This is a genomic window from Methylobacterium sp. 275MFSha3.1 (assembly GCF_900108435.1).
In the GTDB taxonomy this organism is placed as follows: domain Bacteria; phylum Pseudomonadota; class Alphaproteobacteria; order Rhizobiales; family Beijerinckiaceae; genus Methylobacterium.
Window position 1 is genome coordinate 181097 of record NZ_FNWP01000005.1, and the last position, 23737, is coordinate 204833.

General features: G+C 71.2%; 26 protein-coding genes. 8 read left to right on the forward strand and 18 right to left on the reverse strand.

Annotated elements, in window-relative coordinates:
- Positions 1-2 precede the first annotated feature (2 nt).
- Both BLW78_RS07260 and BLW78_RS07265 read right to left on the reverse strand, forming a co-directional pair.
- Positions 3-1178 (reverse strand): MFS transporter, encoded by a 1176-nt coding sequence (locus tag BLW78_RS07260; RefSeq protein ID WP_020091453.1) that lies wholly within the window; start codon positions 1176-1178, stop codon positions 3-5.
- A 153-nt stretch (positions 1179-1331) separates the two neighbouring features.
- Positions 1332-1832, reverse strand: coding sequence for a Ros/MucR family transcriptional regulator (locus tag BLW78_RS07265; RefSeq protein ID WP_091678299.1), 501 nt, complete (start codon positions 1830-1832; stop codon positions 1332-1334).
- Between the two features lie 316 nt (positions 1833-2148).
- On the opposite strand from BLW78_RS07265, the gene BLW78_RS07270 reads away from it, so the two are divergent.
- Positions 2149-3927 (forward strand): outer membrane beta-barrel protein, encoded by a 1779-nt coding sequence (locus BLW78_RS07270; RefSeq protein WP_091678037.1) that lies wholly within the window; start codon positions 2149-2151, stop codon positions 3925-3927.
- 7 nt (positions 3928-3934) lie between these two features.
- On the opposite strand, the gene BLW78_RS07275 is transcribed toward BLW78_RS07270, so the two are convergent.
- Positions 3935-4639: an SDR family oxidoreductase gene (locus tag BLW78_RS07275; protein WP_091678040.1), complete on the reverse strand. Its 705-nt coding sequence runs from the start codon at positions 4637-4639 to the stop codon at positions 3935-3937.
- A 58-nt stretch (positions 4640-4697) separates the two neighbouring features.
- A complete protein-coding gene (locus BLW78_RS07280; protein ID WP_020091449.1) occupies positions 4698-5186 on the reverse strand; it encodes a nucleoside deaminase in 489 nt (162 codons plus the stop codon).
- A 146-nt stretch (positions 5187-5332) separates the two neighbouring features.
- Between BLW78_RS07280 and BLW78_RS07285 the strand changes: the two genes are divergently transcribed.
- The 4 genes from BLW78_RS07285 to rsmD all read left to right on the forward strand — a co-directional run bounded on the left by BLW78_RS07285 (position 5333) and on the right by rsmD (position 8294).
- Positions 5333-5524, forward strand: coding sequence for a CsbD family protein (locus BLW78_RS07285; RefSeq protein ID WP_020091448.1), 192 nt, complete (start codon positions 5333-5335; stop codon positions 5522-5524).
- A gap of 77 nt (positions 5525-5601) precedes the next feature.
- The gene (locus tag BLW78_RS07290) at positions 5602-5778 is read left to right on the forward strand and encodes a DUF1328 domain-containing protein (RefSeq protein ID WP_012317097.1); all 177 of its coding nucleotides are present in this window, start codon (positions 5602-5604) and stop codon (positions 5776-5778) included.
- A 132-nt stretch (positions 5779-5910) separates the two neighbouring features.
- On the forward strand, positions 5911-7740 hold the full coding sequence (locus BLW78_RS07295) for a pseudouridine synthase (protein WP_091678042.1): 1830 nt from the start codon (positions 5911-5913) through the stop codon (positions 7738-7740).
- On the forward strand, positions 7737-8294 hold the full coding sequence (gene rsmD / locus BLW78_RS07300) for a 16S rRNA (guanine(966)-N(2))-methyltransferase RsmD (RefSeq protein ID WP_091678045.1): 558 nt from the start codon (positions 7737-7739) through the stop codon (positions 8292-8294). Before BLW78_RS07295 ends, rsmD begins: the two co-directional genes overlap by 4 nt.
- A 7-nt stretch (positions 8295-8301) precedes the next feature.
- Here the strand turns inward: rsmD and BLW78_RS07305 are convergent, their stop codons facing one another.
- The 4 genes from BLW78_RS07305 to BLW78_RS07320 all read right to left on the reverse strand — a co-directional run bounded on the left by BLW78_RS07305 (position 8302) and on the right by BLW78_RS07320 (position 11045).
- Positions 8302-8676: a cupin domain-containing protein gene (locus tag BLW78_RS07305; RefSeq protein WP_091678048.1), complete on the reverse strand. Its 375-nt coding sequence runs from the start codon at positions 8674-8676 to the stop codon at positions 8302-8304.
- Positions 8677-8732: 56 nt separating this feature from the next.
- The gene (locus BLW78_RS07310) at positions 8733-9173 is read right to left on the reverse strand and encodes a helix-turn-helix domain-containing protein (RefSeq protein WP_056521969.1); all 441 of its coding nucleotides are present in this window, start codon (positions 9171-9173) and stop codon (positions 8733-8735) included.
- A 397-nt stretch (positions 9174-9570) separates the two neighbouring features.
- Entirely contained in the window at positions 9571-10509 is a 939-nt protein-coding gene (locus BLW78_RS07315; RefSeq protein WP_091678051.1) for an alpha/beta fold hydrolase, read from the reverse strand.
- A complete protein-coding gene (locus BLW78_RS07320) occupies positions 10506-11045 on the reverse strand; it encodes a phasin family protein (RefSeq protein ID WP_091678054.1) in 540 nt (179 codons plus the stop codon). The genes BLW78_RS07315 and BLW78_RS07320 overlap by 4 nt, the downstream gene beginning before the upstream one ends.
- 220 nt (positions 11046-11265) lie before the next feature.
- On the opposite strand from BLW78_RS07320, the gene BLW78_RS07325 reads away from it, so the two are divergent.
- Positions 11266-12918: an AMP-binding protein gene (locus BLW78_RS07325; protein WP_091678056.1), complete on the forward strand. Its 1653-nt coding sequence runs from the start codon at positions 11266-11268 to the stop codon at positions 12916-12918.
- 40 nt (positions 12919-12958) lie between these two features.
- Here the strand turns inward: BLW78_RS07325 and BLW78_RS07330 are convergent, their stop codons facing one another.
- From BLW78_RS07330 to BLW78_RS07365, 8 genes are all read right to left on the reverse strand, one after another.
- Positions 12959-13726: an SDR family NAD(P)-dependent oxidoreductase gene (locus BLW78_RS07330; protein ID WP_091678059.1), complete on the reverse strand. Its 768-nt coding sequence runs from the start codon at positions 13724-13726 to the stop codon at positions 12959-12961.
- A gap of 175 nt (positions 13727-13901) precedes the next feature.
- Entirely contained in the window at positions 13902-15848 is a 1947-nt protein-coding gene (gene mutL / locus BLW78_RS07335; RefSeq protein ID WP_091678062.1) for a DNA mismatch repair endonuclease MutL, read from the reverse strand.
- Positions 15849-15906: 58 nt separating this feature from the next.
- Positions 15907-16260 carry a hypothetical protein gene (locus BLW78_RS07340; RefSeq protein ID WP_020091438.1) on the reverse strand — a complete coding sequence of 118 codons (354 nt, stop codon included), beginning with the start codon at positions 16258-16260 and terminating at the stop codon, positions 15907-15909.
- A 144-nt stretch (positions 16261-16404) separates the two neighbouring features.
- Positions 16405-17391, reverse strand: a complete 987-nt coding sequence (locus BLW78_RS07345) for a branched-chain amino acid ABC transporter permease (RefSeq protein ID WP_020091437.1) — start codon at positions 17389-17391, stop codon at positions 16405-16407.
- 20 nt (positions 17392-17411) lie between these two features.
- On the reverse strand, positions 17412-18299 hold the full coding sequence (locus tag BLW78_RS07350; RefSeq protein WP_043380394.1) for a branched-chain amino acid ABC transporter permease: 888 nt from the start codon (positions 18297-18299) through the stop codon (positions 17412-17414).
- Positions 18300-18327: 28 nt separating this feature from the next.
- On the reverse strand, positions 18328-19545 hold the full coding sequence (locus BLW78_RS07355; protein ID WP_020091435.1) for an ABC transporter substrate-binding protein: 1218 nt from the start codon (positions 19543-19545) through the stop codon (positions 18328-18330).
- A 94-nt stretch (positions 19546-19639) separates the two neighbouring features.
- On the reverse strand, positions 19640-20380 hold the full coding sequence (locus BLW78_RS07360) for an ABC transporter ATP-binding protein (RefSeq protein WP_042674624.1): 741 nt from the start codon (positions 20378-20380) through the stop codon (positions 19640-19642).
- Complete coding sequence (locus BLW78_RS07365; protein WP_026604669.1) at positions 20373-21131, reverse strand: ABC transporter ATP-binding protein; 759 nt, start codon at positions 21129-21131, stop codon at positions 20373-20375. The genes BLW78_RS07360 and BLW78_RS07365 overlap by 8 nt, the downstream gene beginning before the upstream one ends.
- Before the next feature lie 211 nt (positions 21132-21342).
- On the opposite strand from BLW78_RS07365, the gene BLW78_RS07370 reads away from it, so the two are divergent.
- Both BLW78_RS07370 and BLW78_RS07375 read left to right on the forward strand, forming a co-directional pair.
- The gene (locus tag BLW78_RS07370) at positions 21343-22221 is read left to right on the forward strand and encodes a 2-dehydro-3-deoxygalactonokinase (RefSeq protein WP_091678065.1); all 879 of its coding nucleotides are present in this window, start codon (positions 21343-21345) and stop codon (positions 22219-22221) included.
- Entirely contained in the window at positions 22218-22853 is a 636-nt protein-coding gene (locus tag BLW78_RS07375) for a 2-dehydro-3-deoxy-6-phosphogalactonate aldolase (RefSeq protein WP_091678067.1), read from the forward strand. Before BLW78_RS07370 ends, BLW78_RS07375 begins: the two co-directional genes overlap by 4 nt.
- Before the next feature lie 209 nt (positions 22854-23062).
- Here BLW78_RS07375 and BLW78_RS07380 read toward each other — a convergent pair whose 3' ends face one another.
- Positions 23063-23305: a hypothetical protein gene (locus BLW78_RS07380; RefSeq protein ID WP_091678070.1), complete on the reverse strand. Its 243-nt coding sequence runs from the start codon at positions 23303-23305 to the stop codon at positions 23063-23065.
- 143 nt (positions 23306-23448) lie between these two features.
- Positions 23449-23622, reverse strand: a complete 174-nt coding sequence (locus BLW78_RS31310) for a hypothetical protein (RefSeq protein WP_165923050.1) — start codon at positions 23620-23622, stop codon at positions 23449-23451.
- Between the last annotated feature and the right edge of the window lie 115 nt (positions 23623-23737).

A 23737-nucleotide genomic window follows, 5' to 3' on the forward strand; every position in this document is an offset into this window, starting at 1 on the left:
GATCAGGCTCCGGGCGCGGATGCCGGTATGACGCTCCGGCGTCCGCGGCCGACCGCGGTGAGCACCAGTCCGAGCCCGGCGAGCGACACCGCGGCGGCGATCAGCGGGAGCTGGCCGTAGCCGGCCCCGAGGGTCAGCGCCGTGCCCCCGATCCAGGCGCCGGTGGCGTTGCCGAGGTTGAACGCGCCCTGGTTCAGCGTGGAGGCAAGGTTCGGCGCGTCGCTCGCCGCCTCCACGACCCAGATCTGGAGGGGCGAGACCAGGGCGAAGACCAGGCCCGACCAGAGCACCACGACCGCCACCGTGAGCGCCGGATGGTGCGCGACCGCGGCGAGCACCAGCAGGGCCGCCACGATGCCCAGGAAGCTGCCGACGATGGTGGCCATCGGGCCCCGGTCGGCCAGATGCCCACCGAGGAGATTGCCGACGGTCAGGCCCGTGCCGGCGGCGAACAGCACGCCGGTCACGCCCTGCGGCGTGAAGCCGGTCACGCCGGTCAGGAACGGCGTGATGTAGGTGAACACCGTGAAGAAGCTCACCGAGGACAGCGTCGAGATCAGCATCGGCCGCAGGACCGGCCAGCGCCCGAGCGCGCGAAACTCGCTGACGAGCCGGCCGCGGGTCCCGGGAAGCCCGTCCGGCACGCAGAGCTGGATCGCGAGCCCGGCCGCGAGCCCGATCACGACCACCGCCCAGAAGGTCGAGCGCCAGCCCGCCTCCTGCCCGAGGGCGGTGCCCAGCGGCACGCCGAGCACGTTGGCGAGGGTGAGGCCCGCGAACATCAGCGAGACCGCCTGCGTGCGCTTCTCCCGCGGCACGAGATCCCGCGCCACAACGGCGCCGATGCCGAAGAACGCGCCGTGCGCGAAGGCCGTCAGGATCCGCGCGGCCATGAGCAGGGCGTAGCTCGGCGCCAGCGCGCAACCGAGATTGCCGGCCAGGAACACCGCCATCAGCGCCAGCAGCGCGGTCTTGCGCGGCAGGCCCGCGGTCGCGATCGCCACGATCGGCGCGCCCACGACCACGCCCATGGCGTAGCCCGAGACGAGATAGCCGGCCTGGGGAATGGTGACGCCGAAGCTCTGCGCCACCTCCGGGAGCAGGCCCATGATGACGAATTCGGTCGTGCCGATCCCGAACGAGGCGACGGCGAGGGCGAGGATCGGCAGGGGCGGCACGGGGACATCCTTCGGCGCGGGCTGAGCTCGATGGTGCAGAGCAGCATCGCAGCGCGGTCGCCGATGGATAGCGTCGGAGGCGCGGCGCACAGTTGCGCGGCGCGCAAGGGCCGCCTCGCGGATACGACGCGGCTTAGCCCCCGCTCGGACCTCTCACTCAGCCGGTACCTTCTTCCGCCTCCGCGACTTCGCAGTCGGCGCAGGGGGCGCCTCGATGGTGGCCGCGGCCCCTCCGCGGGTCTTCCGGCGCTGCTGTCCGAGCCCGAGGGCGCGTGCCAACTCCGATCGCTGCGCCGAATAGCTCGCCGCGGTCATCGGATAGTCCCGGGGCAGGCCCCACTTCTCCCGGTAGGCTTCGGGCGTCAGGCCGCGCAGCGTCAGGTGACGCCGGAGCGTCTTGTACGGCTTCCCGTCCTCGAAGCTGACGATGTGATCATTCGTGACTGATTTGCGGATCTGCGACGGACTGAGCTTCTCGACGCTTGAGTTCGCGGCGCGACCTTGAGTTGTCAAACTGTTCAGCGCCGCGTGGATACCGCCGATCAATCCGGGAAGTTCGGACACCGGAACGGAGTTGTTCGACACGTAAGCGGCGACGATATCGACCGCGAGCCCGATCGCCGGGCTGAGCTCACTGCCTGCGTTCTCACTCACGGCAAACCTCAAGAGTTACAATCATTCAGGCCGATCAATTCCTCTCGGAGTCGACCGAAGTCTGCACCTATGTAGCATAGTGCACGAAATATCTCAAACGTATTCGTGATCGACAGGTGAGATCGGATCGATGGGCCGCAAACCTTCCGCCCCACCGCCGTTGACGGGGCATTAACCACGTCGCCGCTAGGGTTCATTAACCATACCGGCACTGTTCCGGGGTGGTGTGACCTGCAATCTCCGCGCTCTGGCCGGGGACTTTGGCGGAGACCGGGATCAGGTGCGGACGGCGGCTGACCGGTGGGAACGGCGGAGGATGCGGCTCGCCGCCGCGGCGCTCGGCGTCACGCTCGCGGCACCGGCGGCAGCCCAGCGGTTCGACGCGACCAGCCCGGTTACCGGCCAGCCCGACAATCCCGGCATCGGCCAGGACACGGGCCCGAACGGCCTGCCCACACTCAAGCGCACGATCCCGGACGGCCTGAGCCGCGACCAGAATCGCGGGGCGCTCGGCGGCGACGCGGCGGGCGGCGAGCAGACCGGCGGTGACAGCCTCCGGTCGCCGCTCTCGCCCCCCGCGCAGACGCAGATCCCGGGTCAGCCCGGCGTGTCCCAGCTCAGCACCCGCGTCACCACGGGGGGACGGCGCACCGGCGGATCTTCGACGGCACCGGCCAATCTCGCGCCGTCGCCTCTCCTGCGCACGCGCGCCGCTCCGCCGCGGCGGATCGGCTCGGCGACGCGGCGGGTCACTCAGGACGTCACGCAGATCCCGCCGCCGGCGCTGCGGCTGACGCCGGTGGTCCAGCAGGCGGTCGTCGGGGTCCCGAACCCGCAGGTCGTGACGCCGATCCGGCCGATCCTCCCGTTCCAGTCGATCGCGCCGGCCCTCGGCCTCCTGACCCCGGGCTTCATCCTCGGCACCGACCTGGCGCGCGCGATCCCCACCGATCCGGCCTACGCGCCGATCGGCTATCAGGTCGGCACCTTCACGGTCCTGCCCACCTTCGCCCAGAGCGTGGGCTACGATTCGAACCCGGACCAGACCACCCGCCAGATCGCCAAAAGCTCGGTCGCGCTGCGCACCGACGCCACGGTCGACTTTCGGAGCAACTGGTCCTCCAGCTCGCTGCAGGGCTCGCTCCGGGGCTCGTACCTCGAGACCCCGCAGAACGAGGCCGCGAGCCGCCCCGCGGCAGACGGCGTGGTCCGGCTGCGCATCGACGCCAACCGGGACCTGCGCATCGACGCGGAGGGGCGGTTCTTGGTGGATACGCAGCGCACGTCGAGCGCCAACCTCCAGGCTGCCACCGCCACGACACGGCCGCTCCTGGCCGTCTACGGCGGTTCGCTCGGGGCGACGGAGACGTTCAACCGCCTGTCGGTCAGCCTGCGCGGGTCCGTCGACCGCTCCGAGTTCGACAATGCGCGTTTGGCGGACGGGACGATCGTCAATCAGTCCGACCGCAACCTGAACCAGTACAGCCTGCAGCTGCGCACGGCCTACGAGATCAACCCGGATTTCAGCCCGTTCATCGACCTACTCGGCGACACGCGCGTCTACGACCGCCCCTTCGACGCGACGGGCGTCCGGCGCGACTCGGACGGCATTGCGGTCGCCTTCGGGACGAGCATCGGCCTCGCGCGCTCGGTGACGGGCGAGATCTCCGCCGGCATCCAGCATCGGACCTACGTCGATCCGAGCCTGCGCGACATCAACGCGCCGTTGCTCAACGCGGCCCTGGTCTGGGCGGCGAGTCCGCTCACGACCGTCCGTCTCACCGCCGCGACCGGCGTCACCGAGACGACGATCCCGGGCTCCAGCGGCGTGCTCACCGAGGTCGCGACGCTCGAGGTGCAGCACGACTTGCTGCGCAACCTCTCGATCGTCCTCGGCGGATCGTATCTCCGGAACGACTACCAGAGCAGCAGCATCCGCGAGAATGGGTTCTCGGCGACCGCGCGGCTCGACTACCACTTCACCCGCTGGCTGACCCTGCGCGGCACGTACATCTATCAGAAGTTCGACAGCACGGTCGCCGGGTCCAGCTTCCGGGAGAACACCTTCCTGCTCGGCCTGCGCGTGAATCCCTGAGGCGGCCTCAGAACCGCTCCGTCCAGGGACGCAGTTCCAGTTCGGAGGTCCAGGCGCTCCGATCCTGGCGCAGGAGGTCGCGATAGGCCCTGGCGATGGCGTCGGGATCGAGATGGCTGTCGGGGGCCTCCGGCGGCTCGCCGCCGCGCGCCGGATTGCGGATGGCGCCGTCGATCACGATGTGCGCGACGTGGATCCCGTGGGGCTGCAATTCCCGGGCGAGGCTCTGACCCAGTCCCCGCAGCGCGAACTTCCCCATCGCGAACGGGGCCGATCCCGCGAAGCCCTTCACGCTCGCCGAGGCGCCGGTGAGCAGGATCGCGCCGTGGCGATGCGGCAGCATGCGGCGCGCCGCGGCCTGCGCCACGAGGAAACCGCCATACGCGGACACCATCAGCGCCTGGGCGACCGCGTCCGGGTCGAGATCGGCGACCGGGCCGCGGAGACGACCGCTCGCGTTGTAGACGACGACGTCCGGCGGACCACCGAGCGCGGGCTCCAGGCGGGCGAACAGCGCCTCGACCTCAGCGGGCCGGCTGGCGTCGCAGGCATGGACCGCCGCGCCCGTCTCCTCCGCCAGTGCGGCGAGCTTGTCGACGTTCCGGGCGGCGAGGCCGATCGTCATGCCGTCGGCCGCGAACAGGCGCGCCAGCGATGCGCTGAGGCCGGAGCCCGCCCCGACGATCAGGGCTCTGGAATAGGTCGGGATCATCCTCTCCTCCTCTGCTGACCCGCCCAGGGCCGTTGGGAACCTGTACGCCCGCCCCGCGTCAGTCGCGGCGCTGCGCGAAGAACGCCCGGAGCAGATCGGCCGCCTCGCGCTCGCGGAACCCGCCGTAGACCTCGGGCACGTGGTGGCAGGTCGGCTGATCGAAGACGCGCGGCCCGTGCTCGACCCCACCCCCCTTCGGATCGGCCGCGCCGTAGTAGAGCCGCCGGATGCGCGCGAAGGATATCGCGCCCGCGCACATCGGGCACGGCTCCAGGGTGACGTAGAGATCGCAGCCGACGAGGCGCTCGGTGCCGAGGGCCGCGCAGGCCGCGCGGATCGCCAGGATCTCCGCGTGCGCCGTCGGGTCGTGCAATTCGCGCGGCCGATTATGCGCCACCGCCAGGATAACCCCGTCCCGGACCACCGCGGCGCCGACCGGGACCTCCCCGGCAGCGGCCGCGGCGCGGGCGGCCGCGAAAGCGTGATCGAGCGCGGTCAGCGGTCCGGACGTTTCCGCCCGCGCCGGATGGATCGGATCGGCAGCCAAGCTGTTCTCATCCCACTGACGCGACGGACCCAGGGCGGCGGGCTAGCCTGACCCAAGTCAATGTTAAGGCCTGGAACATTCCGCCGACCGTGACCGTTTCAGGAACCAGTGCGGCGCCGCCGCAGATCGAACAAGAGGACAACGCCATGAGCAGCACCACCGACAAGATCAAGGGCGTCGCCAACGAGGCCGTCGGCAAGGCCAAGCAGGGCATCGGCGACGTGACCGGTAACGACAAGCTCAAGGCCGAAGGTGCCGCCCAGGAACTCAAGGGCAAGGCCCAGGGCACCGTCGGCGACGCCAAGAGCGCGGTGAAGTCCGCCACCGACAAGCTCTGATCGTCGAGCGCGACCGGAACGGAACCCGCCTCGGGCGGGTTCCAGAACTGAACCGACCCGAATAACGCGAGGATGCCATGATCGGCTGGGCTGTCACGTTTCTCGTCGTCGCTCTCGTGGCGGCGCTCCTCGGTTTCGGCGGCATCGCCGGCACGGCGATGGAGGCGGCCAAGATCGTCTTCTTCGTGGCGATCGCGCTGTTCCTGATCTCCGCCGTGTTCGGCGTGATGCGCGGGCGCTCGCCGAGACTCTGACGAATGCGGGTCTTCGACCCGCCATCCAAGTCTTCGAGGCGGTCCCGACGGGCCGCCTCTTCGCGTTGAGGCGACTCGCACCGGTGCACAACCCGTCTCGCCTGTCGGAACCGGCTCTGATAAGCGGCAGGCATGAGCGACTTGCCGAACGACGATAAGCCGGAGGGGACCGCCCGTCCGGCCCCCGAGTCAGCGCGCACCGAGAGCTGGGCACCGCCCACCGATGCGGGCCGTGCCGATGCCGACACCGAGCGGCCTGCCAGTTCTGCCGCGAAGAAGACGGCGCGGAAGGCCAAGCCGCAGCCCGCCCCGCAGGCGGAGCCTCTGTTAGAGCCGCAGCCGGAGCCAGGTCCCGAAGCGTCCGCGGACGCCGAAGCCCTGATCGAGACGCCGCCCGGCGAGCGCATCGCGAAGGCGATGGCACGGGCCGGCGTCGCCTCGCGGCGCGACGCCGAGACGGTGATCCTGGCCGGACGCGTCAGCGTCAACGGCGAGACGCTGACATCCCCGGCCCGCAACGTCACCGAGAACGACCGGATCCTGATCGACGGCGAGCCGATGCCGTCGCGGGAGCGCAGCCGCCTGTGGATCTTCCACAAGCCGCGGGGCGTGGTGACGACCGCCCGGGACCCGGAGGGCCGCCAGACGGTGTTCGACGTGCTCCCGGAGGATCTGCCCCGGGTCGTGGCGGTCGGACGGCTCGACATCAACACCGAGGGGCTGCTGCTGCTCACCAATGACGGCGGGCTCGCCAAGGTGATCGCGCATCCCGACACGGGCTGGCTTCGCCGCTACCGAGTCCGCGCCCACGGCGACACCGATCAGGCGCAACTCGACCGGCTATCCAAGGGCGTCACCATCGACGGGATGGAGTACGGCCCCGTCGAGGCGACCCTCGACCGCGTCCAGGGCGATAACGTCTGGCTGACGCTCGGCCTGCGCGAGGGCAAGAATCGCGAGGTCAAGCGCATCCTCGAGCATCTCGGGCTGTCGGTGAACCGGCTGATCCGGCTCTCCTTCGGGCCGTTCCAGCTCGGCGACCTGGAAGTCGGCCTGGTCGAGGAGGTGCGGACCCGCGTCCTCAAGGATCAGCTCGGCAAGAGCCTCGCCGAGCAGGCCGGCGTGGATTTCGACAGTCCGGTCCGCGAGCCGATCTCGCCGTTCGGTGGCACCCGCCCGGCGGATCGGGACGCCCAATCGGCGCAGCCGGCATCTTCCCGGCGCAATGCGGCGCGTCCCGCGCCGGCGCCGCGCGTCTCGACCGGGGGCGCCGGTCCCGGACCGCGCAACTCCGCGTGGCGCGACGAGGACGCGGCCAAGACGCGGGGGACGCGCATTCCCCGGCGCGGCGCGGATCCCCGGGCCGCGCAGGCGGCCGCGGCAGAACGCGGCCGCGAGCGCGTCGGCTCGATCCGGGCCGGCGACCGCCGGGTCGTCGTCGAGCGCCTGTCCGCAACGCCGGCGGAGCCCGAGCCCGTCGCCAAGCCGAAGCGCCGCTTCGCCGACCGGGGGATGCCGGACCGGCAGGAGCGCCCCGCCGGTCGGCGCGATGAGCGCCGCGACGATGAGCGCCCGCGCCGCGAGAGCGCGCGGAGCGAGGCTCCGCGGGACGAGCGGCGATTCGACGAGCGCGGGGGCAAGCCCGGGGGCCGGCGCGACCGACCGTTCGACGCCGGGCCGGCGGAGGGCGCGTCGCGGAAACCGGGCGGCTTCCGCGGCCAGAAGCCCGCTGCCGCTGGGGGCAAGCCCGCGTTCGGTGGCCCGAAGACCGGGGGTGCGCGTCCCGGCGGAAGCCGCCCCGGCGGCAAGCCTGGCGGTTTCGCCGGCAAGGGGGCTGGCCAGGGTCGGCGCAACGGACCCGCGGGCGGGTCGGAGACGGGCGGTCGTCCTGGTGCTCGTCCCGGTGCACCGCGCGGGGGCGCCAAGCCCGGCGGCGGCCGGCCGCCGCGCGGGACGCGGTGAGGATCGTCGGCGGCGCGTGGCGGGGCCGCAGGCTCGCCACGCCGCGCACCGACGCCATTCGGCCGACATCGGACCGCCTGCGGGAATCGTTGTTCAACGTGCTCGCCCACGCCTACGACGACGCCGTCACCGGCGCCCGGGTCCTCGACCTGTTCGCCGGTACGGGTGCCCTCGGCTTCGAGGCGCTCTCGCGGGGCGCCGCCTACGCCCTCCTCGTCGACGAGGGCGCAGAGGCGCGCGCGGTGATCCGCGAGAACATCGAGGCCCTGGGTGCCGAAGGCGTGACGCGCCTGTTTCGGCGGGACGCGACCCGTCTCGGCCCGGCCTCAACGGCGGGCACCTTCTCGCTGGTCTTCTGCGATCCGCCCTACGGCCGTGATCTCGCGCCGCGCGCCCTGAAAAGCGCCGCCGAGGGCGCCTGGCTGGCGCCCGGGGCTCTCATCGTCGTCGAGGAGGTCGAGGCCGCGCAGGTCGTCTGGCCGGCCGGCTTCGCGGAACTGGAGCGGCGCGTCTACGGGGATACGGCCGTGGCGATCGCCCGATTCGCCGCCTGAATCGTGCTTAGTCCCGATCGCGCGAAGCCGTATCCGTAGCGCCGACCTGAGACCCGAAATGGATCGCCAGCCAAACGGTGGGTGAGTCGGTCCACTCCACCCGGTGCCGACGATGCGGCGCGATCAGCACGGCGTCACCCGCGACGAGGCGACGGGCCTCCGCCTCGTCGGCGAACCGAAGGTCGGCCGCGCCCGTCAGGACGGCGACCCACTCGGTATCCGGCTGGTCGTAGTAGAATCCCGGCGGGCTCGCCTGACCGGTCGAGACGATGCGCTCCACCCGCAGGCCCGGCTCGGAGACCAGGACCGACACGATCTCGTCGTCCGCCCGGAGCGGCAGGTCGGCGAGCAGGTGGGTCACACGCGTCGGGAGAGAGTCCATGATCCCGCCTGCAGGGACCGCACGGCGCCGGATCGGCGCCGGGCAAGGCCCGGATGTCAGGAGTTGCGCGGAGCGCCGCCCGCCTGCGGTGCCGCGCCGTCCGACGTCTTGGTCTGACCGATCCGCGCCGCGGATTTGACGAGGGAGAGCACGTCGCGGCGCATCTGATCGTCGGCGATCTGATTGTAGGCCCGGAGCAGTTCGACGGCGCCGGCGACGCGCAGCAGAGCGGGACCGCTATCCGTCGTCGCCTCGGGCTCGGGCTCGAAGAAGCTCGAGACCGGAACGCCGAGCCGCTCGGCGATCGCCTGCAGGCGGCCGGCACCGACGCGGTTCTTGCCGGTCTCGTACTTCTGGACCTGCTGGAAGCTGACGCCCAGCGCGCTGGCCAGCGCGGACTGGCTCAGTCCATTCGCCGCCCGAAGGAACGCGATGCGGCTGCCGACCCCGTGATCGATGGCTGTGGTCTGCTTCGGCTTGGGGGTTGGGTTCGCCATAGTGGGTAGTCCGGATGTTCATGCTGTCTGCAGGCTTGCTCGCCCGGATCCAGGGCGCCAATCACAACCGACAGGTGCAACATTGCGCGGCCAAGATCCAGACCTGACATCTGTTAGTGCCACAGGTCAGCCGCGCGTGCAACGAATGGTTACGCTCTCGAAATCTTAGGTCCGGAAGACCGCAATTTGGGCCCTCCAGTGCCAGCCGCGAGAACAACTCAAATACCGGGCCCGATCAAATATAAGTGAGCGAGATCAGCTAAAATTTCACTCTCGAACACTGCCGGGCGATATCGGGTTGCCTGCGCCGCGTTGGGCCCGCCGGGCCGATCCCAGTGAAATCCGTACGACAGCAAACGGTCGACTCAGGGCTCGGTGGCGCGCGCCGGCGACGGAATCACGCCGCCGGGCCGAGCCAATCGAGGACGATTCGCAACTGGTCGTCGTCGAGCAACGCGGGCGCGTGGCCGCAATCGGGAATCTCGACGCGGCGCGTCGGCGGTCCCCGGCGCGTCATCTCGTCGGCCGTCGAGGCGAGGAGGAGTTCCGAGTGCTCGCCGCGGAGCAGCAGGACCGGACAGGTGATCGCGTCCCAGTCGCGCCACATGCTCACGCTGTAGACGCGGCCCGGTCGGAAGGCGTCTCCGATGCCGGGATCGTAGTGGGGCCGCCAGCCGCCGTTGGGCTCCTGGAAGAAGCTGTGCTTGGCGATGTGGCGCCACTGCTCGTCGGTGAGCGGGCCGAACGCGCCCAGCACCGTGCGCAGACGCGATTCGCCCGAGGCGAGGTTATGGTGCAGCCGGGGCGCGTCCCGCAGGCGCGACCCGATCTCGCGGATGGGCGCCCAGGGCAGGAACGGGCCGATATCGTTGATCACCATCCGGCGGATCGGGGTGCGGGCGGCCGCGGCCAGGACCATGCCGGTCAGGCCGCCGAGAGACGTGCCCACCCAGTCGATCTTCCCGGGGACCCGGAGATGGGCGATGAGCGCGGCCATGTCGGCGGCGTATTGCGGCAGGCCGTAGAGTTCCGGGTCCTTCAGCCATCCGCTGAGGCCGCGCCCGGGCAGGTCCGGGCAGATCACCCGGTACCCGAGCTTCGCGAGGCGATAGCCGAGGGCGTCGAAATCGCGGCCCTGGCGGCTGAGACCGTGGACGCAGACGACGACGTGCGGGCTGTCCGGGTCACCCCATTCCACGTAGGCGATGCGGTGGAAGTCGTGGGGCGCGTAGGCCTGGAAATGGCCAGTCCGGAACGGCACGTCGGCGCGGCTCAGGTCGTCGAGCCGCGGCATCGCCTCAGGTCCGGGAGCGGGCGCCGCGGTGACGGCCGTCACGGGGTCTCCGTGCGCGCGGCGGCCTCGCGGGCGAGACGGCCGGTCGTCTGATGGAGGTCGACCATCTGGTCGGTCAGCCGGCGCGCCTGCTCCTGCAGGAACGCGATGTTCAGCGCCGCGACCTCGCGGGCATCTGCCGCCTTGGCGACGCGGTCCGCGAAGTCGAGGCTCGCGCGGACATTGGTGTCGGAGGCCACGAGCATCCGGTGGCCGATCTCGCGCATCGCCGCCATGGCGTGAACCGCGTTGTCCTCGAAGGCGTTGTAGAGGCGGGCTCCGGCGGCGTCCCACTGCTCGCGCACCCGGCGGGCGCCGGCCACGTTGCTGTCGGTGAGTTGGTGCGCGGTCTCGCGGCTGGAGCCCATCACCGCGCGCCAGCCCTCGAAGCTCTGCGCCATCGAGGCTTCGAAGGCGTTCAGCGCCATCTCGCCCGCCTCGGCGAAGCGCTCGTACGCCTCGCGCGCCCGGGCGACGCCGCCCTCCATCGCGGCGCGGCCGGTCTCCCCGGAGATCGCCGGCAGGTTGTCGTTCCCCACAATCGTCTCCCGCAGATGGGCCGGTCGCACGCGGTCCCGACGGCGCGTGGCTGGAATACGGGCATCCGCCAGGGGCGATCTCCCGTCAACAGGGCGCTGTAACAGAATCCGCGCGCGGCCCACATTGTCACGGTGGCCGCGATTGACAGGCACGACGGCGGCGAAATCTTCGTCGCGCGGAGCGCACGCCACGCCCGCCGCCCGATCAGAAGGCTGCACGATGACGGACACCCGTCCGACCCAGACCGAGGTCCGCGAGACGGGCTCTCATCCGTTCGAGGCCGGGCTCGCCCGCCGGCCGGCCAACTACGTCCCGCTGACCCCCGTCAGCCTGCTGGCGCGGGCCGCCGCCGCGGCGGGGGGGCGGATCGCCGTGATCGACGGCCACCGCCGCCTCACCTACGCGGACCTCTACGCGCGCTGCCGGCGCCTCGCCGCGGGCCTCGCGGCCCAGGGGGTCGGGCCACTCGACACCGTGGCGATCCTGGCGCCGAACGTCCCGGAGATGATCGAGGCGCACTTCGCCGTGCCGATGCTCGGCGCGGTGCTGAACCCGCTCAACACGCGCCTCGACGCGGCGACGATCGCGTTCTCGCTGCGGCACGGGGGCGCCCGGGCGCTCCTCGTCGAGGCCGAGTACGCCGCGCTGGCCGCGCGGGCGCTCGCGGAACTCGCCGAGCCGGTCCTCGTCGTGGCGATCGGCGCGACCGGGATCGACGGGGCCCTGCCCTACGAGGATCTGCTGGCCGAGGGCGATCCGGACTACGCCTGGCACGGCCCGGAGGACGAGTGGCAGTCGCTCTGCCTGCTCTACACGTCGGGGACGACCGGCGATCCCAAAGGCGCCGTCTACAGCCATCGCGGCGGCTATCTCCAGGCGCTCGGCAACGCCGTCACGTTCGGCCTGACCGGCGAGAGCGTGTATCTCTGGACGCTGCCGATGTTCCACTGCAGCGGCTGGTCCTACCCTTGGGCGAGCGTCGCGGCCTGCGCCACGCAGGTCTGCCTGCGCAAGGTCGAGCCGGCAGCGATCTTCAGGCTGATCGCCGAGCACGGGGTGACGCATCTGTGCGGCGCCCCAATCGTCCTCTCGATGATCGCGCACGCCCCGGCCCAGGACCGCGTGCCGTTCCCCCAGCGCGTGCGCTGCGCGGTCGGCGGCGCGGCGCCGTCCTCGACGATCATCCGCACCATGGAGGAGCTCGGCTTCCAGGTGACGCACCTCTACGGCGCCACCGAGAGCTACGGCCCCGCGACGGTCTGTCTGGCGCAGCCGGACTGGACCGATCTCCCCGACACCGAGCGACACGCCCGCATGGCCCGCCAGGGCGTGCCGCTGGCCACGCTCGAGGCGGTGAGCGTCGCCGACGTCGCGAGCGACGCGCCGGTGCCGCGGGACGGCACGACGGTCGGCGAGATCCGCCTGCGCGGCAACACGGTGATGAAGGGCTACCTCGGCAACCCGGGCGCGACCGAGGAGGCCCTCGCCGGCGGCTGGTACCGGACCGGCGACCTCGCGGTCTGGCATCCCGACGGGTCGGTGGAGATCAAGGACCGGGCGAAGGACATCATCATCTCGGGCGGCGAGAACATCTCCAGCCTGGAGGTGGAGGAGGTGCTGATGCGCCATCCCGCCGTGATGCTGGCGGCCGTCGTGGCGCGGCCGGATCCGACCTGGGGCGAGAGCCCCTGCGCGTTCCTGGAGGTGAAGCCCGGCGCAGCGGTGCCGAGCGACCAGGAGTTGATCGCGTTCTGTCGCGAGCACATGGCGCGGTTCAAGGTGCCGAAGACGGTGGTGTTCGGGCCGCTGCCGAAGACCTCGACCGGCAAGATCCAGAAATTCGTCCTGCGCGAGCAGGCGCGGACCCTCTGACCCGCGCCCGCCCCGCGAAGGGAGCCGTCCGGGGCGATCGCTACAGGCCGGAGACCAGGTGACCGCCGTCGACCGCCAGGACGCTGCCGGTCATGTAGGCGCCGGCCTCCGAGGCCAGCAGCAGGAGCGGCCCGTCGAGTTCGGCGGCCTCGCCCAGCCGGCGCTGCGGGATGCGCCTGATCAGCGCCCGGCCGGCGTCGGACTCGAAGAAGGCGTCGTTCAGCTCTGTCTTGATGTAGCCCGGCGCGAGGGCGTTCACCCGGATCCCGTAGCGGGCCCACTCGAGCGCGAGGCTCTTGGTGAGCTGGACGACCGCGGCCTTCGAGGTGGCGTAGGGCGCGAGTCCGCCGGTGACCCGCAGCCCGAGGATCGACGCGATGTTGACGATGCTGCCGCCCGCGCCGTGCCGGACCATGCGCCGGCCGGTGGCCTGGGCGACCTGCCAGACGCCTTTGAGATTCGTGTCGAGCACCGCGTCCCAGTCGGATTCCGCGAGGTCGAGGGCCGGCTTCGTCGCCGTCACGCCGGCGTTGTTCACCAGCACCGCCACGGGTCCGAAGCGCTCTTCGGCGGCGTCGAGCGCCCGCTCAACGCTCGCGGCATCGGTGACGTCCATGACGACGGCGTGGGCCTCCCCGCCCGCGGACGTGACGCGGGCGACGGTCTCGGCGAGGGCGTCGGCCCGGCGGGCGCCCAGCGAGAGGCGCGCGCCGGCGCGGGCTAGGGTCCCAGCGAAGTGACGGCCGAGGCCGCTGGAGGCCCCGGTGACGAGAACGTGGCGGCCAGCGAGGTCGAACGGATTCGCCATCTCAGCGGGCCGCGGCGACGCTCGGCAGGGCGACCCGGAACGCGCCGGTGATGACGAAAACGGTCATGGCTCTGCGCCTCCCCTGCACGCGCCGCCAGTCTTCAGGCCGCGGCGCCGGACCCTGTTGTGGACCGGCTCCGCCGGGTCCGCCAGCCGGCAAGGAGCCCCTGCCCGCTCATCGGCGGCCGAACAGCCGCTCGATGTCAGCGAGCTTCAGTTCGATCGAGGTCGGGCGACCGTGGTTGCACTGTCCGGAATTGGGCGTCGCCTCCATCTCGCGCAGCAGGGCATTCATCTCCTCCGGCCGCAGGCGTCGCCCGGCCCGGATCGAGCCGTGGCAGCTCATGCGCGACAGGACCGCGTCGAGGCGCCGCCCGAGCGGGCCGCCCTCGGTCGCCGGCTCTCCGCCCTCCTCGTCGCCGCTGGCCTCCAGGGCGTCGAGGATGTCGGTGACGAGCTTGCGCGTCGAGGCGCCGATCAGCGCGGCCGGCACCTCGCGCACGAGCACCGCCCCCGGCCCGAACGCCTCGATGGACAGTCCCAGCCGGTCGAGGTCCGGGGCGGCCGCGACCAGCCGGTCGGCCTCCTCGGGGCTCATCTCGACGACGTCCGGGATCAGGAGACCCTGGCGGGCGATGCCGCCTGCCTCCCGCTCGGTCTTCATCCGCTCGTAGACGAGGCGCTCGTGGGCGGCGTGCTGGTCGACGATCACAAGGCCGTCGCGGGTCTGGGCGAGGATGTAGGTCTCGTGGATCTGCGCGCGGGCGGCCCCCAGCGGATGATCGAGCGCCTCCACAGCGTCGGCGGCAACGCGGGTGTCGGCCTGGGGCGGGGCCGCCACGGCTTCGGGCTCGGGCCCGGCCCAGACGGCCTGAGCGGCCTCGCCGAAGCCGGTCGGCTCGACCCGCGCCGGCTGCGGCGCCGGCCTCCACGCCGCCGAGGAACGGTAGCCGGGCGGCGCTGCCACCGAGGGTGCACCGCTCGGGAAGGGGCCCGGCCGCGTCGGCCGGAACAGGCTCGGCGCGGTGGCGCCGCTGTGGGTGGCGAGCGGCGCCCCGGCCGGGCGCAGGGCGTCGAGGGTCCGCGCGGCGCCGGTGGTGGCCGAGCGGGCGCCGCCGCGGCGCAGGGCGTCGTTGATCGCGCTCACGATCAGCGCCCGCACGAGGCCCGGCTCGCGGAAGCGCACCTCGGTCTTGGCCGGGTGGACGTTCACGTCGACGAGGCCAGGGTCGCACGCGACGGCGAGGCCGAGCACCGGGTGCCGGTCGGAGGCGAGGGTGTCGGCGTAGGCGCCGCGGATCGCCCCGAGCAGGAGCCGGTCGCGGACCGGCCGGCCGTTGACCGCGAGGTGGATATGGGTCGCCGCACCGCGATGGTAGGTCGGCAGGCCGACATGACCGGCCACCGCGAAGCCCTCCCGGGCCAGGGAGACCGGCAGGGCGTTGGCGAGGAAGTCCTGCCCCAGCACCGCCGCGAGCCGGCGCAGCTCCGCCTCGGCCCCGGTCTCGGCCGGCAGGACCAGGGGCTGGCCGGAATCGGCCCGCAGGGTGAAGCGGATGCCCGGCTGCGTCGCGGCGAGGCGGCGCAGCGTCTCGGCGATGGCGGCGTTCTCGGCCCGGTCCGATTTCAGGAACTTGAGCCGCGCCGGCGTGGCGGCGAAGAGCTCGGTCACCTCGATCCGCGTGCCGCGCTGGGCCGGGGCCGGGCGGACCTGACCCTTCAGCCCCGCCTCGACCGTCAGACTCGCCCCCGCCTCGGCCTCGGGCGTGCGGGTGACGATGGCGAGCCGCGACACCGCGCCGATCGACGGCAGGGCCTCGCCGCGGAAGCCGAGGGTGTCGATCGCCGTGAGGTCGCCGCCCGGCAGCTTGGAAGTGGCGTGCCGCTCGACCGCGAGGTCGAGATCGTCCGGCGTCATGCCGCGGCCGTCGTCGACCACGCGGATCAGCCGGCGCCCCCCGGCCTCGACGGTGACCTCGATCGCCCGGGCCCCGGCATCGATCGCGTTCTCGACCAGCTCCTTCACGGCCGAGGCCGGGCGCTCGACCACCTCGCCCGCGGCGATGCGATCGACGAGGACGGGGTCGAGGCGGCGGACGGACGGCGCGGACAGGGAGGACATCGGCGCGCAGGATAGTCCCTGCGCGGCGGCGATCCAATCGGCCGGTCGTGCCGACCCGTCAGGCGCGGCGCTTCGACCCGCCCAGGGAGATGCGGCCGGCGCCCCCGCGCGGTCCGTGGCTCGCCGCCGCCACGGGACGGCGGGACAGGTCGTAGAGGACGTTCCCGACGAGGCCCGCGGTCCGCCGGAGGGTCGGGCCCTCGCAGGTCGCCGCGACGCGGACGCCGATCGCGTGGGTGTGACTGCGGCCGTAGAGCCAGACGGCGAGCCGGGCGCGCGTCGCCTCCGGGATCCCGTCGAGCAGAAGCGCGGCCCCGTCCGGGTCGGCCTTGATCAGGCGGCCGACCACGTCCGGTGCGACCGGGCAGTCGAGGGCCGGGTCGTCGATGCTGAGCGTTCGGTCCTGGGTCATGGTGGCCCTGACAGCGTGGAGCCGTCAGCGTGGGCAGTCTTGGTTAACGAAAGCTCACCACAAGTCGCAGCCCCGATCCGCCATTGCAGGTCGCGACGGGGGCGTTGCCGCGCTGCAACCGCCACCCGCCCCGGATCCCGCGTCCTAGAGCGGCCGTCGGATCAGCCGGGCGATCAGGCCGACGATGCCCTCGCGGAACAGCAGCACGCAGAGCACGAAGACGCAGCCCTGGATGATCGTCACCCAGGCACCGAACTGCGCCAGGTAGGTCTCCATCGTGACGATCACCAGCGCGCCGACGATCGGCCCGAACACCGTCCCCATGCCGCCGACGAGCGTCATCAGCACCACCTCGCCGGACATCGACCAGTGCACGTCGGTGAGCGAGGCGAGCTGGAACACGATCGCCTTGGTGGAGCCCGCGAGGCCGGCCAGGGTCGCCGAGAGCACGAACACCGCGAGCTTGTACTGGCTGGCGCGGTAGCCGAGCGAGATCGCCCTCGGCTCGTTGTCGCGGATCGCCTTCAGCACCTGCCCGAACGGCGAGTGGATGATCCGGTAGATCAGCAGCATCCCAGCCATGAAGACCACGGCCACCACCGCGTACATGACCCGGTCGTCGGCGAGGCTGATCGCGCCGAACAGGTTGCCGCGGGGCACCGCCTGGATGCCGTCCTCGCCGCCGGTGAACTTCGCCTGCAGGGAGAAAAAGAACACCATCTGGGCGAGCGCCAGGGTGATCATCGAGAAGTAGATGCCCTGCCGGCGGATCGCCAGGGCGCCGAAGACCAGACCCAGCAGGGCGGCCGTGACCGTGCCGGCGAGGATCGCCAGCTCCGGCGTGAAGCCCAGGCTCTTGGCCGTGTACGCGCAGAGGTAGCTCGCCATGCCGAAATAGGCGGCGTGGCCGAAGGAGAGCAGGCCGCCGTAGCCGAGCAGGAGGTTGAAGGCGAGCGCGAACAGCGCGAAGCACAGCACCTTCATCAGGTAGACGGGGTACAGGACGAGCGGTGCAACGACGAGCAGCACCGCTATGCCCACGAAGATGAGGCGGTGGAGCGCCTTGTCGTCCCGACTCGTCGGCACGGCGGCGGCGATCGGAGCGGCGTCGAGGGCGGCGGTGTCGGCCATGGGTGTGCCTCAGATCGCGATCAGGCCGTGCGCCCGAACAGGCCGGCGGGTTTGACGAGCAGCACCAGCACCATGATCACGAAGATCACGGTGGCGGACGCCTCCGGATAGAACACCTTGGTCAGTCCCTCGACGAGGCCCAGGGCGAAGCCCGTGATCACCGAGCCGATGATTGAGCCCATGCCGCCGATCACCACCACGGCGAAGACCACGATGATGATGTCGGCGCCCATGTTGGGATTGACCGAGTAGATCGGCGCAGCGAGCACCCCGGCGAAACCCGCGAGCGCGACGCCGAACCCGTAGGTCAGCGTCAGGAACAGCGGCACGTTGACCCCGAACGCCTGGACCAGGGTCGGGTTCTCGGTTGCGGCGCGCAGATAGGCGCCGAGCTTGGTCTTCTCGATCACGAGCCACGTCGCGATGCAGACGGTCAGCGAGGCGACCACCACCCAGGCGCGGTAGTTCGGCAGGAACATGAAGGGCAGGCGCTGGCCGCCGGACAACTCGGCCGGGATCGCGTAGGGCAGGCCCGACACGCCGTACTGGTTGCGGAACAGGCCCTGGATGATCAGCGCGAGACCGAAGGTCAGCAGCAGGCCGTAGAGGTGGTCGAGCTTGTAGAGCCGGGCGATGAGCACCCGCTCCAGCACGATGCCGAAGGCGCCCACCACGAGCGGTGCGAGCCCCAGCGCCCACCAGTAGCCGAGACCGACATAGGTGAGCAGCATCCAGGCCACGAACGCGCCCATCATGTAGAGCGCGCCGTGGGCGAAGTTGATGATGTTCAGGAGCCCGAAGATGATCGCGAGCCCGAGCGACAGGATCGCGTAGAACGAGCCGTTGATCAGGCCGAGCAGGAGCTGACCGAACAGGGCCTGCGTCGGCACACCGAAGATCGTGGTCATGGCCGGTCTCCGCGCCCCGAACCCACCGTCAGCCCTTCACCAGGGGGCAGTTGCCCTCGTTGAGCGGCCGGAAGACCTGGTCGCCCGGGATGGTCTCGAGCTTCTTGTAGAGGTCCCACTCGCCCTTCGACTCGGCGGGCTTCTTGACCTCGAACAGGTACATGTCGTGGATCTTGCGGCCGTCCGCGCGGATCACGCCCTTGCCGAACAGCGGATCGTCCGTCGGCATCGCCTTCATCTTGGCGACCGTGGCGGCGCCGTCGGCGGTCGACTTCGTCTCGGCCACCGCCTTCAGGTAGTGGAGCACGTCCGAGTAGACGCCCGCGTGGTTCGCGGTCGGCTTCGAGCCGTTCTTCATCTGCTTGGCGAACCGATCCGAGAAGGCGCGGGTCTGGTCGTTCAGGTCCCAGTAGAACGGCTCGGTGAGCACCAGCCCCTGCGCCACCTTGGTGCCCAGCGAGTGCACGTCCGACGAGAAGACCAGGAGGCCGGCGAGCGCCTGGCCGCCCTCGGTGATGCCGAACTCGCCCGCCTGCTTGATCGCGTTGATCGTGTCGGTGCCGGCATTGGCCAGCCCGATCACCTTGGCGCCCGACCCCTGCGCCTGCAGCAGGAAGGACGAGAAGTCGGAGGTCGGGAACGGCGTCTTCACCGAGCCGACGACCTTGCCGCCGTTCTTGGTGATGACCGTGCTGGTGTCGCGCTGGAGGGTCTGGCCGAAGACGTAGTCGGCGGTCAGGAAGAACCACGTGTTGCCGCCGCGCTTGACCATCGCGCCGCCGGTGCCGTTGGCGAGCGCCACCGTGTCGTAGACCCAGTGGATGGTGTTCGGCGTGCATTGCGGGCCGGTGAGGTCGGCGGTGCCGGCACCGGTATCGATGAAGACCTTGTTCTTCTCCTTGGTGACCTGGCTGATCGCCAGCGCCACCGAGGACGTCACGCCGTCCGTGATCATGTCGACGGCGTCGCGGTCGTACCATTGCCGGGCGATGGCCGCGCCGACATCCGGCTTGTTCTGGTGGTCGGCCGAGACGATCTCGACCTTCAGCCCGTGCTGCTCGGGCTTGAAATCCTCGACCGCGAGCTTCGCGGCCACGACCGAGCCCTCGCCACTGATATCCGAGTAGGCGCCCGAGCGGTCGCCCAGGATGCCGATCTTCACGTTCGTCTGCGCGGCTGCGGTGCCCATCATCAGGGCGCCGGCGAGGGCGGCGAGGGTCACGGGCCGGGCGATGCGTCCGAGCATTTTCGTTTCCATCCTCCAGCGGCGCGGCGGATCTCCGCCGGCCGAGTATCGGGTCGCCGTTTTCTGGCGCTTCTACGGTTTTCGCGTGCGAAATTCAGACGCCGAGATAGGCGTGCAGCTTGTCGATATTGGCGTCAAGCTCGGCATTGGGGATCATGTCGACCACCCGCCCCTGCTCGATCACGAAGTGCCGGTCCGCCAAAGTCTGGGCGAAGCGGAAATTCTGCTCCACCAGGACGATGGTGTAGCCCTGAGTCTTCAATTGCTGGATCGTCCGGCCAATCTGCTGGACGATGACCGGCGCGAGACCTTCCGTGGGCTCGTCGAGCAGGATCAGCTTGGCGCCGGTGCGCAGGATGCGCCCGATCGCCAGCATCTGCTGCTCGCCGCCCGAGAGCTTGGTGCCCTGGCTGCCGGCGCGTTCCTTGAGGTTCGGGAACAGCGTGTGGATATCGGCCACCGACATGCCGCCGGGCTTCACCCGCGGCGGCAGCATCAGGTTCTCGTGGACCGTCAGGCTCGCGAAGATGCCGCGCTCCTCCGGCACGTAGCCGATCCCGAGCCGGGCGATGTTGCGCGAGGCCATCCGGACCGTCTCGACGCCGTCGTAGACGATCGAGCCCGAGCGCTTGCCGAGGATCCCGATGATCGCCCGGAGGGTCGTCGTCTTGCCCGCGCCGTTGCGGCCGAGGAGCGTGATCACCTCGCCCGCGCGCACGTCGATGTCGATGCCGTGGAGGACGTGGCTCTCGCCGTACCAGCCCTCGAGGCCGCGGACGGTCAGCAGCGCGTCGGTCGCGGCCGCCGGAGGTGTCTTCAGAGCCGCCTCAGGCATGTCCCGCCCCGATATACGCTTCGACCACGCGCGGATCCTTCGAGACCGTGGCGTAGTCGCCCTCGGCCAGCACCTGCCCGCGGGCCAGCACGGTGATCCGGTCCGACAGCGAGGCGACCACCGAGAGGTTGTGCTCCACCATCAGGATGGTGCGGTCCTTCGAGACCCGGCGGATGAGTTGGGCCGTGCGCTCGACGTCCTCGTGGCCCATGCCGGCCATCGGCTCGTCGAGGAGCAGCATCTCCGGATCGAGGGCGAGGGTCGTGGCGATCTCGAGCGCGCGCTTGCGCCCGTAGGACAGCTCGACCGCGAGCACGTCGGCGAAGTCGGAGAGGCCCACCGCCTCGACGAGGGCGAGCGCCTCGCCGTTGAGCGCGCGCAGGACCCGCTCGGGCCGCCAGAAGTCGAAGGAATCGCCGCGACGCCGCCGCTGGAGGGCGATGCGGACATTCTCCATCACCGTGAGGTGCGGGAACACGGCCGAGATCTGGAAGGAGCGCACGAGCCCGAGACGGGCGACGTCCGCGGCCTTCAGGCCGGTGATGTCGCGGTCCTTGTAGCGGATCGTCCCCGCGGTCGGGATCAGGAACTTCGTCAGGAGGTTGAAGCAGGTGGTCTTGCCGGCTCCGTTCGGCCCGATGAGGGCGTGGATGGTGCCGCGCTCGACCTGCAACGCCACGCCGTTGACGGCCCGGAATCCGCGGAATTCCATCGTCAGGCCATCGGTCGCCAGGATTACATCCCGTGCCAAGCGTGTCCCTCCCGGGTTCGATTTCTTGCCGCCATATCGCCGATCCGCAGCCGTGCAGTCCATCGCAAACGCTCGTGGCGGCGCGACAATCCCCCGGGAGTGATATCAGTCGCCCTCCGTGTCACGACGGCCGCCGGACAGAACTTGACCACGCCGCGCGCCGCACTTAACTCAGACAATTCTTCGCGTGGCTCTTCTGAGAGGTTTCGGCATGGGCGATCGCCCGGCCTACATCGCCGTCGACTGGGGCACGACGAACCGGCGGGCCTTCTCCGTCTCGGAAGCGGGCGTCATTCTCGACAGCCTGCACGACGAGCGTGGCGTCCTCGCCCTGACGCCCGACGCCTATCCGGCGGAGATCGCGGCCCTGCGCGCGCGACTGGGCGCTGACCTCATCATCGCCGTCGGCATGATCGGCTCCAACCGGGGCTGGCAGGCGGCGCCCTACGTGGCCGCGCCGGCCACCCTCACCGCCCTGGCCGAAGCCTGCCTCGAGCCCGCCCCGGGCGTCCGGATCGTCCCCGGCGTCGCCCTGCGGGGCGGAGGCCGCCCCGACGTGATGCGGGGCGAGGAGATCCAGGTCTTCGGGGCGATCGGAGCGGGCGCGGTGCCGGCGACGGCCCTGTTCTGCCAGCCCGGTACGCACAACAAGTGGATCGAGACCGTCGACGGGGCCATCACGGATTTCACCACCGTGATGACCGGAGAACTCTTCGCCCTCCTGCGGGCACACGGGATCCTGGCCGGGACGCTCGACGGCACGGTCGGGGATGGGGCCCCCTTCCGCGCGGGTGTCCGGCGCGGCCTCGCGTCCCGCAATCTCGCCGCCACCCTGTTCGAGGTCCGCTCCGGCCTCCTGCTCGACCGGCTCGCCCCGGAGGACGCGGCGGCCCATGCCAGCGGGATCCTGATCGGCGCCGATATCGGCACCCGGGACGACCTCCGGCGGCGCCCGGTCCATCTCCTCGGCGGCGGCCGCCTCGGGGCACTCTACGCCGCCGCCATCACCGAAGCGGGCGGGGATCCGGTGATCGTGCCGGACGGTTCAACCACGGCCGGTATCCACGCCATCTGGAGTCTGCGGGCATGACCATCCTCGACCGGTTCGAGGCGGCCTTCGCGGCCTGCCCCCTCGTCGCCATCCTGCGGGGGCTCACGCCGGACGAGGCACCCGCCGTGGGGGAGGCGCTGGTCGGAGCCGGGTTCACCCTCGTCGAGGTGCCCCTCAACTCGCCGGACCCGCTCCGGAGCATCGCGACGCTCGCCGAGCGCCTCGCCGGGCGGGCGCTGGTCGGGGCCGGCACGGTCCTGACGCCGACTCAGGTCGGCGAGGTCGCCGCTGCTGGCGGAACCCTCGTGGTATCGCCAAACGCCGATCCGGCCGTCATCGGCGCCACCGTCGCGGCGGGCCTTGTCTCCCTTCCGGGCTATCAGACGCCCACGGAGGCTTTCGCGTGCCTGGCGGCGGGAGCAACCGCGCTGAAGCTGTTCCCGGCGGATGTCGCGACGCCCCTGGCGCTCCGGGCGCATCGCGCGGTCCTTCCGCCGGACACGCGGGTTCTGGCCGTCGGCGGAGTCTTGCCCGAGACCATCGCGGGCTGGCGGCAGGCGGGCGCCGACGGATTCGGCCTCGGGTCCAATCTTTACCGGCCCGGGAAGGCGGCGGCCGACGTCGCCCGCGACGCCGCGGCCTACGTGGCGGCGTTCGAGCGCTCCGCCTGAAGACACCGACGGCGGGCCGTCCGGTCGGGCCGAGCAGACACGGCAGAGCGTGCGGGCCGCGCCCCCTGACCTTCGCGCGATGCGCGCCTCCGCAGGCGGCCTGACCGCGCCTGCGCGACCGGTTCACAGCGCGATCGCCGCCGCGTCGTCGCGGTCGGCACTTCACCGGCGAGGCCCGGCCGCTCGTGGCAGGTTGCCGAGGTGTCGCGCTATCGGCGGTTCGCGATCTCGCGAGCCGGCCGATCGGACCGGTCGACCACCGTCCGGCACGCACCGCTCAGCGACACCCGCTTCTCGCGGAGGCAGAGTGTGATCGCCCCCGCGTTCGGGATCTGGGCGGCGCACAGGCGCATCACGTCCGGCGTGCAGGCGGCCCGTTCCGCGCCGGTCTCCGCGAGCGCGGGTGCCGTGCCGACGAGAACCGCGAGGAGGGCGAAAGTGGCGGACTTCATCAAGGATGTCTCCTGAGCGGATCGGGGCCGCGAGCGGCCAAGCCTCGGCGTCCGGCGAGAACGCCGAGGCCGGAAAAGATATCCCGTCGTGCTTGTTTCAATCTGACGCAGGTTCGCGGCCGCGGAGTGAGGGGCCGCTGACGTCACGGACGTATCGCCGGTGCGATCGCACCGGTCGTCGCAGGCTCGACCAGAGCCGCGCCGGCGACCGGTTGTGATCTCTGGCGATCGAGCTTGTCCGCCGAGACGAGGGCGGCGGCGATCAGGGCCGACACCGCCAGCGTCGCCTTCACCACGTCCCAGACCCGCGCGAGCATGGTCGATCCCCAACGGCGTCATCGAGTGCGAGCAGCGGATCCGCCTCATCAATCCGCCTGCCCCGCATCCTCGACCGGAGCCCTTCCCAAAACCTTTCCCGTGAACCCGAGGACT